Here is a 15,738-nt window from a genome sequence, read left to right on the forward strand (position 1 = left end):
ACTCCAGACAAGGGATGATTGCTTCGGCTCAGTGTAATTCAAGCACTTTTGATGAATAATCCGGCACAAGTAAAAACATTATTGCCATGCAGGGATAATCAATGAGCAGTCGCTGGGAAGGCATCGACGAATTCGTCGCGGTGGCCGAGTCAGGTCAGTTCACCGCCGCCGCCGAACGCCTGGGTGTTTCGTCCTCGCACATCAGCCGACAGATCGCCCGCCTGGAAGAGCGCCTGCAGACGCGGCTTCTGTACCGCAGTACCCGGCGGGTGACCCTGAGCGAGGCAGGCCAGACTTTCCTGCAACATTGCCAGCGTTTGCAGGACGGGCGCGAAGAAGCCCTGCGCGCCATGGGCGACCTGGCCAGCGAACCCAAAGGGCTGTTGCGCATGACCTGCGCGGTGGCTTATGGCGAACGCTTCATCGTCCCCCTGGTGACGCGCTTCATGGCCCTGTATCCGCAATTGCGCGTCGAGGTGGAACTGAGCAACCGCACGTTGGACTTGGTGCATGAGGGAATGGACCTGGCGATACGCCTCGGGCGCTTGCAGGACTCACGCCTGGTTGCCACCCGCCTCGCCCCCCGGCGCATGTACCTGTGCGCCTCCCCCGCCTACCTTGAGCACTATGGTCGCCCCCACAGTCTGTCGGAACTGACCCGGCACAACTGCCTGATCGGCAGTTCCGACCTCTGGGTGTTGCAGCAAGATGGGCGTGAATTGAGTCAGCGGGTGCAGGGCAACTGGCGCTGCAACAGCGGGCAGGCGGTACTGGATGCAGCCTTGCTGGGCATGGGGTTGTGCCAGTTGCCGGACTATTACGTGCTTGAGCACCTCAACAGCGGCGCGTTGGTATCGCTACTCGAAGCGCACCAGCCGCCGAACACGGCTGTATGGGCGCTATACCCGCAGCAAAGGCACTTGTCGCCGAAAGTGCGACGGCTGGTGGACTATCTGAAGGAAGGGTTGGCGGGGTTACCCGAGTACCGGCAAGGCTGAAGGGTTCTGGCGGCCCTCGCGGGTAAACCCGCCCCCACCGGGACAGCGCAGCGCCTGGGCCTTGCACCTAATCAGTGGAGCGGGTTTACCCATGAGGAGCTCAGCGCTGCACCTCGGCCCTCCCCGATCTGTGGGAGCGGGTTTACCCGCGAAGAAATCGACGCAGGCGTTTGGTTTCAGCGGCGGGCGGCCCAGCGCTGGCGCAACCATTCCAGGTCTTCCGGACGGGTGACCTTTATGTTGTCACTGCGCCCTTCAATCAAGCGCGGCGCCTGACCGGACCACTCGATGGCCGAGGCCTCGTCCGTGACCACTACATCGGAGACCAAGCACTCGGCCAGGGCCCGGTGCAAGGCCCCCAGGCGGAACATCTGCGGCGTGTAGGCCTGCCAGATGGTGCTGCGATCCACCGTGGCACTGACCCGCCCATTGGCATCGGCACGCTTGAGCGTGTCGCGAGCAGGCACCGCAAGTAAACCTCCGACAGGATCGTCGACCAACTCCGACAGCAACCGATCCAGATCACTGCGTGCCAGGTTCGGTCGCGCCGCGTCATGCACCAACACCCAGTCGCTGTCCGCCGCCCCTTGAGCATGCAAAAGCAATAGAGCATTGAGCACCGAGTCGGCCCGCTCACGCCCCCCGGCCGCACGCTGTATGCGTGGGTCGTTGGCACAGCGTAGGCCAGGCCAGTAGGGATCATCGGCGGCAATGCTGACCACCACGCCCTTGAGCGAGGGGTGGTCGAGAAAACAGTCGAGGCTATGCTCGAGAAGGGTCTGCCCGCCCAATTGCAGATACTGCTTGGGACGATCGGCAGCCATGCGGGCACCGATGCCCGCAGCGGGAATCACGGCCCAGAAAGCCGGTAGCGTCTGCGTCATTTCTGCGGCAACTGGTAGAGGGTTTCACCCTCCTTGACCATCCCCAATTCGTGACGAGCCCGCTCTTCCACGGTCTCCATACCTTTTTTCAACTCCAGAACTTCAGCATCCAGCACGCGATTGCGCTCGAGTAGCCGCTCGTTCTCGGCATGCTGTTCGGCGATCTGCTGCTTGAGCTCGGCCACTTGCGCCAGGCTGCCGTTACCCACCCAAAGGCGGTACTGCAGGCCGCCGAGCAGCAGGAGCAGGACGAGAAACAACCAATAGGGACTGCGCATCAAGATATCCAGAGGTAAAAGGCCGCCGCAGCGAGCTTCCAATAGCACGAAGCCTGGCCGAGGCCAGGCTTCGTCGACAGAAACCCGTAAGAGGCGTCTGACAGCTCAGTACGAACGTTCAGACGGCCTCGGCTGCTGCCTTTTTACCATCTCTTGCTCAGCCGCGAAACTCGGCGCGACCGCGGTACACGGCCTTGGCGCCCAGTTGCTCTTCGATACGCAGCAGCTGGTTGTACTTCGAAACGCGGTCGGAACGGCACAGCGAACCGGTCTTGATCTGGCCAGCAGCGGTACCGACGGCCAGATCGGCGATGGTGGAGTCTTCGGTTTCACCCGAACGGTGCGAGATGACGGCGGTGTAGCCGGCAGCCTTGGCCATCTGGATGGCTTCCAGAGTTTCGGTCAACGAGCCGATCTGGTTGAACTTGATCAGGATCGAGTTACCAATGCCCTTCTCGATGCCTTCCTTGAGGATCTTGGTGTTGGTCACGAACAGGTCGTCGCCGACCAGTTGTACCTTGGCACCGATCTTGTCGGTGAGGATCTTCCAGCCAGCCCAGTCGGACTCATCCAGGCCGTCTTCGATCGAGATGATCGGGAAGCGCTCGGTCAAGCCCTTGAGGTAGTCGGCAAAGCCTTCGGCATCGAACGACTTGCCTTCGCCAGACAGGTTGTACTTGCCGTCTTCATAGAACTCGGAAGCCGCGCAGTCCAGGGCCAGGGTCACGTCGGTGCCCAGCTTGTAGCCGGCCTTCTCGACGGCCTCGGCGATGGCGCCCAGGGCGTCTTCGTTGGAGGTCAGGTTTGGTGCGAAGCCACCTTCATCACCCACAGCGGTGTTCAGGCCACGAGCCTTGAGCACGGCTTTGAGGTGATGGAAGATTTCGGTACCCATGCGCAGGGCATCGGAGAAGGTCTTGGCGCCAACCGGCTGAACCATGAACTCCTGGATGTCGACGTTGTTGTCGGCGTGTTCGCCGCCGTTGATGATATTCATCATCGGAACCGGCATGGAGTACTGGCCTGGGGTGCCATTGAGGTTGGCGATGTGTGCGTACAGCGGCAGGTCCTGATCCTGGGCAGCAGCCTTGGCGGCAGCCAGGGAGACGGCCAGGATGGCGTTGGCGCCCAGCTTGGCCTTGTTCTCGGTACCGTCCAGTTCGATCATGGCGCGGTCCAGGGCCTTCTGGTCGGCCGGGTCCTTGCCCAGCAGCAGGTCGCGGATCGGGCCGTTGATGTTGGCAACAGCCTTCAGCACGCCCTTGCCCAGGTAACGGCTCTTGTCGCCATCACGCAGCTCCAGCGCTTCACGCGAGCCGGTGGAAGCACCGGACGGCGCGCAGGCGCTGCCGATGATGCCGTTGTCGAGCAGAACATCGGCTTCCACGGTGGGGTTGCCACGCGAATCGAGAACTTCACGACCTTTGATGTCGACGATTTTTGCCATTGTTGTAAGCACTCCAGAATTGACGAAAACAACGCAGCTAAGGAAATCTGGGCGTTCGCCAGGCAGTTCGAGAACGGGCAGGCCTGGCGAAGGCGACCCCTGACCGTTCGGTCAGGGGTGAGGGCGGTACTTTACCGGAGAAATGAGCTTTACGCGGTCTCTACCGTCGGAAAACTTTTCACCAGGTCGTCCAGTTGCTTGAGCTGGGCCAGGAACGGCTCCAGCTTGTCCAGGCGCAGGGCGCAAGGACCATCGCACTTGGCGTTGTCCGGGTCCGGGTGGGCTTCCAGGAACAGCCCGGCCAGGCCTTGGCTCATGCCGGCCTTGGCCAGGTCGGTGACCTGGGCGCGACGACCACCGGCGGAATCGGAGCGACCGCCAGGCATCTGCAGGGCATGGGTCACATCGAAGAACACCGGGTACTCGAACTGCTTCATGATGCCGAAGCCGAGCATGTCCACGACGAGGTTGTTGTAGCCGAAGCTCGAACCACGCTCGCAGAGGATCAACTGGTCGTTACCGGCTTCTTCGCACTTGGTCAGGATGTGCTTCATTTCCTGGGGCGCGAGGAACTGGGCCTTCTTGATATTGATCACAGCGCCGGTCTTGGCCATCGCCACGACCAGGTCGGTCTGGCGCGACAGGAAGGCTGGCAGTTGGATGATGTCGCACACCTTGGCGACGGGCTCGGCCTGGTAAGGCTCGTGCACGTCGGTGATCACTGGCACCTTGAAGGTCTGCTTGATCTCTTCGAAGATCTTCAGCCCTTCCTCCATGCCAGGACCACGGTAGGAGTTGATCGACGAACGGTTGGCCTTGTCGAAGCTGGCCTTGAACACGTACGGGATACCGAGCTTTTCGGTGACCCGCACGTACGCTTCGCAGACCTTCAGGGCCAGGTCACGGGACTCCAGGACGTTCATGCCGCCGAACAGGACGAACGGCTTGTCGTTGGCGATCTCGATGCTACCGACGCGAATGATCTTCTGGGTCATGGATCAGGCCTTGTTCTTCTGGGCCAGGGCCGCCTTGACGAAACCACTGAACAGCGGGTGGCCATCACGCGGGGTCGAGGTGAACTCGGGGTGGAACTGGCAGGCGACGAACCATGGGTGGTCCTTGGACTCGACCACTTCAACCAGCGCACCGTCTTCGGAACGACCGGAAACCACCAGGCCTGCCTCGACCAGCTGTGGCAGCAGGTTGTTGTTCACTTCGTAGCGATGACGGTGACGCTCGGTGATCACATCCTTGCCATAGCAGTCATGGACCTTGGAGCCGGCCGCCAGTTGGCAGTCCTGAGCACCCAGGCGCATGGTGCCGCCCAGGTCGGAAGCTTCGGAACGGGTCTCGACCGCGCCGGTGGCATCGGCCCATTCGGTGATCAGGCCGACGACCGGGTGGCCGCTGTTGCGGTCGAACTCGGTGGAGTTGGCGTCTTTCCAGCCCATCACGTTACGTGCGAACTCGATGACCGCGACCTGCATGCCCAGGCAGATGCCCAGGTACGGCACCTTGTTTTCGCGCGCGTACTGGACAGCGGTGATCTTGCCTTCCACGCCACGCAGGCCGAAACCGCCCGGGACGAGAATGGCATCGGCGCCTTCGAGCAGGCTGGTGCCCTGGTTCTCGATGTCCTCGGAGTCGATGTAGCGCAGGTTGACCTTGGTGCGGTTCTTGATGCCCGCGTGGCTCATGGCCTCGATCAGCGACTTGTACGCATCCAGCAGCTCCATGTACTTGCCGACCATGGCGATGGTGACTTCATGCTCAGGGTTGAGCTTGGCGTCGACTACCTGGTCCCACTCGGACAGATCGGCGCTGTTGCACTGCAGGCCGAAGCGCTCGACGACGAAGTCGTCCAGGCCCTGGGCATGCAATACACCTGGGATCTTGTAGATGGTATCGACGTCCTGCAGGGAGATCACCGCTCGCTCTTCGACGTTGGTGAACAGGGCGATCTTGCGGCGCGACGAAGCGTCGACCGGGTGGTCGGAACGGCAGATGAGCACGTCCGGCTGCAGGCCAATGGAGCGCAGCTCCTTGACCGAATGCTGGGTCGGCTTGGTCTTGGTCTCGCCGGCAGTGGCGATGTACGGGACCAGGGTCAGGTGCATCAGCATGGCGCGCTTGGAGCCCACTTCGACGCGCAGTTGGCGGATCGCCTCGAGGAACGGCTGCGACTCGATGTCGCCGACGGTGCCGCCGATCTCGACCAGGGCCACGTCGGCATCGCCGGCGCCCTTGATGATGCGACGCTTGATCTCGTCGGTGATGTGCGGGATGACCTGAATGGTCGCGCCCAGGTAGTCACCACGGCGCTCCTTGCGCAGCACATGCTCGTAGATACGGCCGGTGGTGAAGTTGTTGTTCTGGGTCATGGTGGTGCGGATGAACCGCTCGTAGTGGCCCAGGTCGAGGTCGGTCTCGGCGCCATCGTGGGTGACGAACACTTCACCATGCTGGAACGGGCTCATGGTGCCGGGGTCGACGTTGATGTACGGATCCAGCTTGAGCATGGTGACCTTGAGCCCCCGCGCCTCCAGGATGGCCGCCAAGGAAGCCGAGGCAATGCCTTTCCCCAATGAAGAAACAACACCGCCCGTGACGAATATGTAGCGCGTCATGAAAAACCCTAGAAGTCTGCGTTAAAGCGGTCAGCGCCGCCGGAGAAAGCGAAGGAAGGCCGAAGCCCCCGATCACCTGCGTCAATCACAGTGCATCTCGAACAACTGCCGCGTCTGTACAAACCAGGGATATCCCCGGCATGGAGCTCGCTCGTCATTTTAAGAATCAGCCCAGCAAAAAACTGCTTGGTAATCGGCAACTGCTGTGTTTTCGAGAAACCCACAGAAGCTGTATCAAGAAGGGAGGGTAGTCTACCCGAATGTACCCTTCAGCTCAAACCTTGCACGCTCGTCGGCGGACGCCAGTGCAACTGAATACCACCCTGCCCTGCCAGCGGCAGGTTGGCCACCGCCAGCAGGCGCTCACCCTGCCACAGCAGTGGCAAACGCGAACGCACGAAATGCGGGACTTGCAGCTCGTTCAGCAGGCGCTTGAGGTCACGACGGCCCCGTCCTGGCACATCAAGCATTTCGCCGCCCTGACGATAGCGCACCTGCACCCCACCTGGCGGACAATCACCCTGCACGAATACGCAACCATTACCGGGCAGCGTCAAAGGTTCGCCTGGGTCCGCCCAGTTCAGCACACCTTCGACCGGTACCAGCCATTGACCACTCAACCACCAGATGCGCCCATGACTGCGCTGCAGCTCACCATCGCCCAGTCGCCATACCGGCTGGGCATCGACGACTGCGTCACGCAGGCTGTCCCAGCCGGCCCAATGGCGGGCGTCGGGTAACCGGGTCCGACGGCTCAACCAATACTGCAGGGCATTTCGCTGACGCGCCGGCGATAACGCCTCAAGCGTGGCCAGGTCGAGAGAGTCCAGCCCAAGCCAGGCAAACGGCGCCCCTGGTGCGGCACCCGCCAGATCATCTGCCGCCAACTCGTCCAGCAAGCCCAGCGCCTCGCCCAAGTGCCCAGCACTGCGCGCAAGATTGCTCGCAACCTGAGGCCAACGCTGATTCAACACAGGGAATACCTCGCCGCGCAGGTAGTTTCGGGCATAGGTGGTATTGGTGTTGGATGGATCCTCGATCCAGCAAAGCCCCTGTGCATTGGCCTGTGCGAGCAACTGCGCCCGCCCGACCGCCAGCAGGGGCCGGGCCAGCCAGCCCTGCCCAAGGGGGCGTACCGACGGCATGGCCGCCAGCCCGCGCAGTCCGGCACCGCGCAACAGACGAAAGAGCAATGTCTCGGCCTGGTCCTCGCGGTGCTGGCCTGTGAACAGCACCTCCCCGACCCCGAGCACCTGGGCAAATGCCGCGTAGCGGGCGTCCCGGGCCGCCTGTTCCAGGCTGGCGCCAGGCGCGACCTGAACATGGATTACCTGGAGCTCGAGACCCAGCCCATCACAGATCGACTGGCAATGTTGCGGCCAATCATCAGCAGCGGCTTGCAGGCCATGATGGATATGGACGACGCGCAGTGGCGGGGCGTGATGACGACGGGCGTAATCGGCCAGCAGATGCAGGAGGACGGTGGAGTCAAGGCCGCCGGAGAAGGCGACGTACCAGGCGGGGGCGTTGAGCCAGGGGGAAAGTTGAACGGTGAGGTTGATCATCAGGACCTCACATTGCAGAGGATCATCGCAGGTGCGTCGCGCCCCTTTCGCGGGTAAACCCGCTCCCACAGGTACAGCACTGCCATTGAGAGCAATGCCGTCGTTGTAAGAGCGGGTTTACCCGCGAATGAGCACGACGCAGCCCCGAATGGGTCAGACGCCGTAGCTCATCAGGCGGTCGTAACGACGGGCCAGCAGCGCATCGTGGTCGAACTTGCCCAGCATCTCCAACTGCTCGACCAGATCGGCACGGATGCTTTCGGACATCTTCGCAGGGTCACGGTGGGCGCCGCCCAGAGGCTCGCTGATGACCTTGTCGACGATGTTCAGGCTCTTCAGGCGCTCGGCGGTGATGCCCATTGCCTCGGCAGCATCGGCAGCCTTGTCGGCGGTCTTCCACAGGATCGAGGCGCAGCCTTCCGGCGAGATCACCGAGTAGGTGGAGTACTGCAGCATGTTCAGCTGGTCGCAGACGCCGATGGCCAGTGCACCACCGGAACCGCCCTCACCGATGACGGTGGCGATGATCGGGGTCTTCAGGCGTGCCATCACCCGCAGGTTCCAGGCGATGGCCTCGCTCTGGTTGCGCTCTTCGGCGTCGATTCCAGGGTAGGCACCCGGGGTATCGATGAAGGTCAGGATCGGCATCTTGAAGCGCTCGGCCATTTCCATCAGGCGGCAGGCCTTGCGGTAGCCTTCCGGACGCGGCATGCCGAAGTTGCGGCGCACCTTCTCACGCACTTCACGGCCCTTCTGGTGACCGATGACCATCACCGGCTTGCCGTCCAGGCGCGCGGTACCGCCGACGATCGCAGCATCGTCAGCGAAGTGGCGGTCGCCGTGCAGCTCTTCGAACTCGGTAAAGATGTGGTCGATGTAGTCCAGGGTATAGGGGCGACGAGGATGACGGGCCAGACGGGCGATCTGCCAGCTGGTCAGGTTGCCGAAGATGCTTTCGGTCAGGGTATTGCTCTTGTCTTGCAGACGGGCAATTTCATCGCTGATGTTCAGCGAATTGTCGTTGCCCACCAGGCGCAGCCCTTCGATCTTGGCTTGCAGGTCGGCAATCGGCTGTTCGAAATCGAGGAAATTCGGGTTCATAGGCATCCGTCTTGGGTCTACGGCCAGGCGGCCGGCCGGTTGATCCGTTTGGCGCCCTACCTTAAGGGATCAGGCGCATTCAGGTCGAGATTAAAATTCGTCGGTTCAGCGGTATTGCAGGAAGACGTTCTCACGTCCGAACTGGTCACGCAGCGCTTGAATCAGGCCGTCGGCAGGGTCGATCGACCACTCGTCGCCAAACTGCAGCATCGCCCGCGCATCGCTGCCGGTGTACTCCAGGGTGATCGGGCAGCCGCCGCGGTGACGGGTAATCAACTCGCCCAGCCAGGCCAGTCGGTCGCCCTTGAGGGCCTCGTGGGCCACCTTGAGGCGCAGACTTTCGGCCAACTTGGTGCGGGCATCCTCCATGGTCATCACCTGCTTGACCCGCAGGCGCAGGCCACCGGAAAAGTCGTCATGGCTGACCTCTCCTTCCACCACCACCATCGCATCAGTCTGCAGAAGAGCCTGAGCCGCCATGAACGCATCGGCAAACAAAGAAGCCTCGATACGCCCGGAGCGGTCGTCGAGGGTGACGAAGCCCATCTTGTCGCCCTTCTTGTTCTTCATTACCCGCAGCGCAATGATCATTCCAGCCACGGTCTGGGTGTCGCGGGACGGTTTGAGATCGATGATGCGCTGGCGTGCGAAGCGGCGGATCTCGGTCTCGTACTCGTCGATAGGGTGGCCGGTCAGGTACAGGCCCAGGGTGTCCTTCTCGCCCCGCAGGCGCTCCTTGAGGGTCAGCTCGCGCACCTTGCGGTGGTTGGCGTAGACGTCGGAGTCTTCTTCGACGAACAGGCCGCCGAACAGATCCACGTGACCGCTGTCGGCAGTACGGGCGATCTGCTCGGCAGCCTTGATCGCTTCCTCCAGGGCCGACAGCAGCACCGCGCGGTTGCGATCGATGTTGGCTTGGTAGGCTTTGATCTCGTCATGGAAGTACGGGCCCAGGCGATCAAGCGCGCCACTGCGGATCAGCGCATCGAGCGTTCGCTTGTTGATACGCTTGAGATCGACGCGCTCGCAGAAGTCGAACAGGTCCTTGAACGGCCCGCCCTCGGCACGCGCCTCGACGATGGCCTCGACCGGGCCCTCGCCGACGCCCTTGATCGCCCCCAGCCCATAGACGATGCGGCCATCGTCGTTGACCGTGAACTTGAAGTCGGAGTTGTTCACATCCGGCGCGTCCAGGCGCAGCTTCATGCTGCGCACTTCTTCGATCAGCACCACGACCTTGTCGGTGTTGTGCATATCCGCCGACAGGACCGCGGCCATGAACGGCGCCGGGTAGTGGGTCTTGAGCCAGGCTGTCTGATAGGACACCAGGCCATAGGCAGCAGAGTGGGACTTGTTGAAACCGTAACCTGCGAACTTTTCCACCAGGTCGAAAATGTTGCCCGCCAGGTCTGCATCGATGCCGTTGTTGGCGCAACCTTCGATGAAGCCGCCGCGCTGCTTGGCCATTTCCTCGGGTTTTTTCTTACCCATGGCGCGACGCAGCATGTCGGCGCCGCCAAGGGTATAGCCGGCCATGACCTGGGCGATCTGCATCACCTGTTCCTGGTACAGGATGATGCCGTAGGTCGGCGCCAGTACTGGCTTCAGGCCTTCGTACTGGTAGTCCGGGTGCGGGTAGGCCAGCTCGGCGCGGCCGTGCTTACGGTTGATGAAGTCATCCACCATGCCCGATTGCAGCGGACCAGGGCGGAACAGCGCCACGAGTGCGATGAGGTCTTCCAGGCAGTCGGGCTTGAGCTTCTTGATCAGCTCCTTCATGCCGCGCGATTCGAGCTGGAACACGGCCGTGGTCTCGGCCTTTTGCAAAAGCTCGTAGGTTTTCTTGTCGTCCAGCGGGATGAAGTCGATGTTGACGTCGGGCAGGTTCTTCTTGGCCTGCTCGCGGTTGATCGTCTCCATCGCCCACTTGATGATGGTCAGGGTACGCAGGCCGAGGAAGTCGAACTTCACCAGGCCCGCAGCCTCGACGTCATCCTTGTCGAACTGGGTCACCAGGCCGCCACCCTCTTCATCACAGGCGATCGGTGAGAAGTCAGTGAGCTTGGTCGGCGCGATCACCACGCCCCCGGCGTGCTTGCCGGTGCCTCGGGTAACGCCTTCGAGCTTCAGGGCCATGTCCCAGATCTCGCGAGCATCCTCGTCGCTCTTGAGGAAGTCACGCAGGATCTCTTCCTGCTCGTAGGCCTTCTCCAGGGTCATGCCCACTTCGAACGGGATCATCTTCGACAGACGGTCGGCCAGACCATAGGACTTGCCCTGGACCCGCGCCACGTCGCGCACCACCGCCTTGGCGGCCATGGTGCCGAAGGTGATGATCTGACTGACCGCATTACGCCCATAGGCTTCGGCCACGTAGTCGATCACCCGGTCGCGACCATCCATGCAGAAGTCGACGTCAAAGTCGGGCATGGAAATACGTTCCGGGTTGAGGAAGCGCTCGAACAGCAGGTCATAGGCCAGCGGGTCGAGGTCGGTGATCTTCAGCACATAGGCCACCAGCGAGCCCGCACCCGACCCCCGGCCAGGCCCCACCGGTACGCCGTTGTTCTTGGCCCACTTGATGAAGTCCATAACGATCAGGAAGTAACCGGGGAAGCCCATCTGGATGATGATATCCAGCTCGAACTTCAGGCGGTCCAGGTAGACCTGGCGTTTCTCTTCGTAATTGGGCGTGGTCTCCTTGGGCCAGAGCACCGCCAGGCGCTCTTCCAGGCCTTCGTGGGAGACGTGACGCAGGTAGTCGTCGATACCCATGCCGTTGGGCGTCGGGAAATCGGGGAGGAAGTACTTGCCCAACTGCACGGTGATGTTGCAGCGCTTGGCGATTTCCACGGTATTGGCGATGGCGTCCGGCAGGTCACTGAACAGCTCGGCCATTTCCTCCGCGGACTTGAGATACTGCTGGTCGCTGTAGGCGCGGGGCCGGCGCGGATCGTCGAGGGTCCAGCCCTCGCCGATGCAGACGCGGGTCTCGTGGGCGTCGAAATCGGACTGCTTGATGAAACGCACATCGTTGGTCGCCACCAAGGGCACCCCGAACTGGTCGGCCAGCGCCACGGCGGCATGCACGTACTCTTCGTCACCGCTGCGATTGGTTCGCTGCACCTCGACGTAGAAACGGTCGGGGAACATGCCTATCCAATCGCCAAGCAGCGCCTGGGCCTCGTCCTGGCGTCCCGCCATCAGTGCCATGCCGATGTCGCCTTCCTTGCCAGCGGACAAGGCGATCAACCCCTCGCTGGCCGGGGCGATCCACTCGCGCTGGATGACCACCAGGCCGTTGCGCTGGCCTTCGGTCCAGCCGCGGGAGATCAATTCCGTGAGGTTGCGATAGCCCTTGGGGTTCATGGCCAGGAAGCAGATACGCGAGAGCGGCGCTTCCGGGTCGCTGCCAGCCAGCCACAGGTCGGCACCGCAGATCGGCTTGATGCCGGCGCCCATGGCGGTCTTGTAGAACTTCACCAAGGAGCACATGTTGCTCTGGTCGGTAATCGCCACCGCCGGCATGTTCATTCCGGCCAGCGCCTTGGCCAGCGGCTTGATCCGCACCAGGCCGTCGACCAGCGAAAATTCGGAGTGCACGCGAAGGTGAACGAAGGAAACCGACATGGAAAATCCTATAGCAGTGCCAGACAACAAGAGCGGGATTGTAGCGTAAAAGCCATGAAAGTTTTGGGGCCGCTATACGCCCCTTCACGGACAAATCCCCCCTCACAACGTCACAGCCCTCGAACGCGGCGCGACACCTGTGGGAGCGGGTTTATCCGCGAAGGGCCGCAAAGCGGCCCCAATGGTTCAGATCAAAGAGTCGGTGATGCCCTCACGGGCCTCCCACGCCGCGCGCACCGGCGCGAAAGAGCGCCGATGTATCGGCGTCGGCCCCAGACGCGCCAACGCCTCAAGGTGTACAGGCGTCGGATACCCCTTGTGCCCGCCGATCCCGTAGCCCGGATAGATCAGCTCGAACGCGCTCATCTCCCGATCACGGGTGACCTTGGCCAGGATCGAGGCGGCCGCGATGGCCGGCACCTTGGCGTCCCCTTGAACAACTGGCGCCGCTGGCACCGCAAGCTTGGGGCAGCGGTTGCCGTCGATCAGGGCGAGCTTGGGCGTGATGCTCAGCCCCTCGACCGCACGCTGCATGGCCAACATAGTGGCCTGAAGAATATTCAGCCGGTCGATTTCCTCGACCTCCGCCCGGGCAATGCAGAAGCTCAAGGCTTTTTCGCAGATCTCGTCGAACAGCGCTTCACGCTTGGCCTCGGTGAGCTTCTTCGAGTCATTGAGGCCAAGAATCGGCCGCTGCGGGTCGAGAATCACTGCGGCGGTGACCACAGCCCCGCACAGCGGGCCGCGGCCAACTTCATCGACACCGGCGACGAGTTCCTCGACCAGGTTGAAATCCAACCCCATTTGCATCCTATCGGTCTCCCAGCAAGGCCAGCACCGCCTCGGCCGCCTGGTTGGAGGCGTCGCGGCGCAGGGTGCGGTGGATCTGGTCGAAACTTTCGGTCTGCTGCGCGCCGTTGCTGATCAGCGGCGCCACGGTCTGGGCCAAGGCTTCGCTGGTAGCGGCGTCCTGCAGCAGCTCCGGCACCAGCAGGCGCTGGGCCAGCAAGTTGGGCAGCGACACGTAGGGGCTCTTCACCATCCGCTTGAGAATCCAGTAGGTCAGCGGCGCAAGACGATAGGCGACCACCATGGGCCGCTTGTACAGCAGCGCCTCTAGGGTCGCGGTGCCTGAGGCGATGAGCACTGCGTCGCAGGCTGCCAGAGCCTGGTGCGAGCGACCGTCGAGCAGGGTCACCGGCAGGTCGCGACCTTGCAGCATCTGTTCGAGCTGAGCGCGTCGGGCCGGGTTGGCGCAGGGCGAGACGAAACGCACGCCTGGCACCAGCTCACACAGGCGCTGGGCTGTATCGAGGAACAATTCGCCCAGCCGGCCGACTTCACCACCTCGACTGCCCGGCATCAAGGCCACCAATGGCCCCTCGCCCGCGCCTATGGCTTCACGGGCAGCCTGACGGTCGGCTTCGAGAGGGATCGTGTCTGCCAGCGGATGGCCGACGAAGCGCACCGGGACCCCCTTCTCTTCGTAGAATTTCGCTTCGAAGGGGAACAAGGTGAGCATCAAGTCGCAGCCTTCGCGGATCTTGAGCACACGCTTCTGCCGCCAGGCCCAGACCGAGGGGCTGACGTAATGCACGGTCTTGATCCCGGCCTGACGCAGCTTCAGTTCGATATTGAGGGTGAAATCCGGCGCATCGATACCGATGAACACGTCGGGCTTTTCGGCGATGAGGGTGCTGATCAGTTCCTTGCGTCGCTTGAGCAGCTCCCGCAGGCGCCCGAGCACTTCGACCAAGCCCATGACCGCCAGGCGTTCCATGGGGAAGTAGGACACCAGGCCCTCGGCCTCCATCAAGGGGCCGCCGACGCCAATGAAACGCACATCGGGATGGCGCGCCTTGAGCGCGCGCATCAGACCGGAGCCAAGAATATCGCCGCTGGCCTCACCCGCGACCAGCGCCACGCAAAGCTGGGCCATGTCAGCGGGTGATGCCGCGGGCGGAACTGAGAATCGACTGACGGAACAGTTCGACCTCGGGGAACTGGGAAGCAAGCTCGCCCAGCTCGTTGATCGCATCTTCCACAGTCAGGCCGTGGCGATAGACGATCTTGTAGGCGCGACGCAGGGCGTGGATGACCTCGTCACTGAACCCCCGACGGCGCATGCCTTCGAAGTTCATACTGCGGGCCTCGGCAGGGCTGCCGAACACCGTGACGAAGGCTGGCACGTCCTTGCCGATGGCCGTCCCCATGCCAGAGAAGGCGTGGGCACCGATATGGCAGTACTGGTGGACCAGGGTATAGCCGGACAGGATCGCCCAGTCCCCCACGTGCACATGGCCGGCCAACGCAGTGTTGTTGACCAGGATGCAGTGGTTGCCGATGACGCTGTCATGCCCGATATGGGCATAGGCCATGATCAGGTTGTGGTCGCCCAGCGTGGTTTCCGAGCGGTCCTGGATGGTGCCCCGGTGAATGGTCACGCCTTCGCGGATCACATTGTGGTCCCCGATCACCAGACGCGTGGGTTCGCCCTTGTACTTGAGGTCAGGCGTGTCCTCGCCGATGGAAGAGAACTGGAAGATTCGGTTGTGCTTGCCGATGCGGGTCGGCCCTTTGAGCACCACGTGAGGACCGATGACGGTGCCCTCGCCAATCTCCACGCCTGGGCCTACGATCGACCAGGGGCCTACCTCGACACCGTCGGCAATCTTGGCCGACGGATCGATGATCGCCCGAGGATCAATCGAACTCATAGGGAGCGTTCCGCGCAAGTGATCTCTGCCGAGCAGACCGGCTTGCCGTCAACCAGGGCGCGGCACTCGAACTTCCAGATCATGCTCTTGCGGCTGAGGAACTTGGCTTCCAGCACCAGCTGGTCGCCTGGCAGCACCGGCTGGCGGAAGCGCAGCTTGTCGGAGCCGACGAAGTAGTAAAGAGTGCCATCCGCCGGTTTGGCATCGAGCATCTTGAATCCGAGAATCCCGGCCGCCTGGGCCATCGCCTCGATGATCAGCACGCCCGGCATGATCGGATGCGCCGGGAAATGGCCATTGAAGAACGGCTCGTTGATGCTGACATTCTTGTAGGCACGAATGCTCTGGGCCTCGAAATCCAGATCCGTCACCCGGTCCACCAGCAGGAACGGGTAACGGTGAGGCAGGTATTCGCGAATCTCGTTGATGTCCATCATTTCGGGGGGAAGCCTGTAATAAGAATAGGGAGCGCAGGTGCTGACCACACGCTC

13 protein-coding genes are annotated in these 15,738 nt (G+C 62.3%); 1 reads left to right on the plus strand and 12 read right to left on the minus strand.

The genetic code is table 11. The features are described from left to right. Window positions 1-101 precede the first annotated feature (101 nt). On the plus strand, window positions 102-998 hold the full coding sequence (locus tag ABOA88_RS15685) for a LysR substrate-binding domain-containing protein (protein WP_367851430.1): 897 nt from the start codon (window positions 102-104) through the stop codon (window positions 996-998). Between the two features lie 176 nt (window positions 999-1,174). On the opposite strand, the gene ispD is transcribed toward ABOA88_RS15685, so the two are convergent. The 12 genes from ispD to fabZ all read right to left on the minus strand — a co-directional run bounded on the left by ispD (window position 1,175) and on the right by fabZ (window position 15,684). Next, entirely contained in the window at window positions 1,175-1,882 is a 708-nt protein-coding gene (gene ispD, locus ABOA88_RS15690; RefSeq protein ID WP_196167586.1) for a 2-C-methyl-D-erythritol 4-phosphate cytidylyltransferase, read from the minus strand. Further along, entirely contained in the window at window positions 1,879-2,160 is a 282-nt protein-coding gene (gene ftsB, locus ABOA88_RS15695) for a cell division protein FtsB (RefSeq protein WP_043208829.1), read from the minus strand. Before ftsB ends, ispD begins: the two co-directional genes overlap by 4 nt. Window positions 2,161-2,317: 157 nt before the next feature. Then, window positions 2,318-3,607: a phosphopyruvate hydratase gene (gene eno / locus ABOA88_RS15700; protein ID WP_043208831.1), complete on the minus strand. Its 1,290-nt coding sequence runs from the start codon at window positions 3,605-3,607 to the stop codon at window positions 2,318-2,320. 149 nt (window positions 3,608-3,756) lie between these two features. After that, a complete protein-coding gene (gene kdsA / locus ABOA88_RS15705) occupies window positions 3,757-4,602 on the minus strand; it encodes a 3-deoxy-8-phosphooctulonate synthase (RefSeq protein WP_043208834.1) in 846 nt (281 codons plus the stop codon). Window positions 4,603-4,605: 3 nt separating this feature from the next. Continuing rightward, window positions 4,606-6,234 carry a CTP synthase gene (locus ABOA88_RS15710; RefSeq protein ID WP_196167587.1) on the minus strand — a complete coding sequence of 543 codons (1,629 nt, stop codon included), beginning with the start codon at window positions 6,232-6,234 and terminating at the stop codon, window positions 4,606-4,608. A gap of 269 nt (window positions 6,235-6,503) precedes the next feature. Continuing rightward, a complete protein-coding gene (gene tilS, locus ABOA88_RS15715; protein ID WP_196167588.1) occupies window positions 6,504-7,799 on the minus strand; it encodes a tRNA lysidine(34) synthetase TilS in 1,296 nt (431 codons plus the stop codon). A gap of 153 nt (window positions 7,800-7,952) precedes the next feature. Then, window positions 7,953-8,900 (minus strand): acetyl-CoA carboxylase carboxyltransferase subunit alpha, encoded by a 948-nt coding sequence (locus tag ABOA88_RS15720; RefSeq protein WP_043208841.1) that lies wholly within the window; start codon window positions 8,898-8,900, stop codon window positions 7,953-7,955. 105 nt (window positions 8,901-9,005) lie between these two features. Further along, the gene (dnaE, locus tag ABOA88_RS15725; RefSeq protein ID WP_196167589.1) at window positions 9,006-12,530 is read right to left on the minus strand and encodes a DNA polymerase III subunit alpha; all 3,525 of its coding nucleotides are present in this window, start codon (window positions 12,528-12,530) and stop codon (window positions 9,006-9,008) included. Between the two features lie 186 nt (window positions 12,531-12,716). Then, window positions 12,717-13,340, minus strand: coding sequence for a ribonuclease HII (gene rnhB, locus ABOA88_RS15730; RefSeq protein WP_070094119.1), 624 nt, complete (start codon window positions 13,338-13,340; stop codon window positions 12,717-12,719). Between the two features lies 1 nt (window position 13,341). Beyond that, window positions 13,342-14,469, minus strand: a complete 1,128-nt coding sequence (gene lpxB / locus ABOA88_RS15735) for a lipid-A-disaccharide synthase (RefSeq protein ID WP_196167590.1) — start codon at window positions 14,467-14,469, stop codon at window positions 13,342-13,344. Between the two features lies 1 nt (window position 14,470). After that, on the minus strand, window positions 14,471-15,247 hold the full coding sequence (gene lpxA / locus ABOA88_RS15740) for an acyl-ACP--UDP-N-acetylglucosamine O-acyltransferase (protein ID WP_196167591.1): 777 nt from the start codon (window positions 15,245-15,247) through the stop codon (window positions 14,471-14,473). Beyond that, complete coding sequence (fabZ, locus tag ABOA88_RS15745; protein ID WP_003252314.1) at window positions 15,244-15,684, minus strand: 3-hydroxyacyl-ACP dehydratase FabZ; 441 nt, start codon at window positions 15,682-15,684, stop codon at window positions 15,244-15,246. Before fabZ ends, lpxA begins: the two co-directional genes overlap by 4 nt. Window positions 15,685-15,738 lie beyond the last annotated feature (54 nt).

It is taken from the genome of Pseudomonas sp. PKS (assembly GCF_051913525.1).
GTDB lineage: Bacteria > Pseudomonadota > Gammaproteobacteria > Pseudomonadales > Pseudomonadaceae > Aquipseudomonas > Aquipseudomonas guariconensis_D.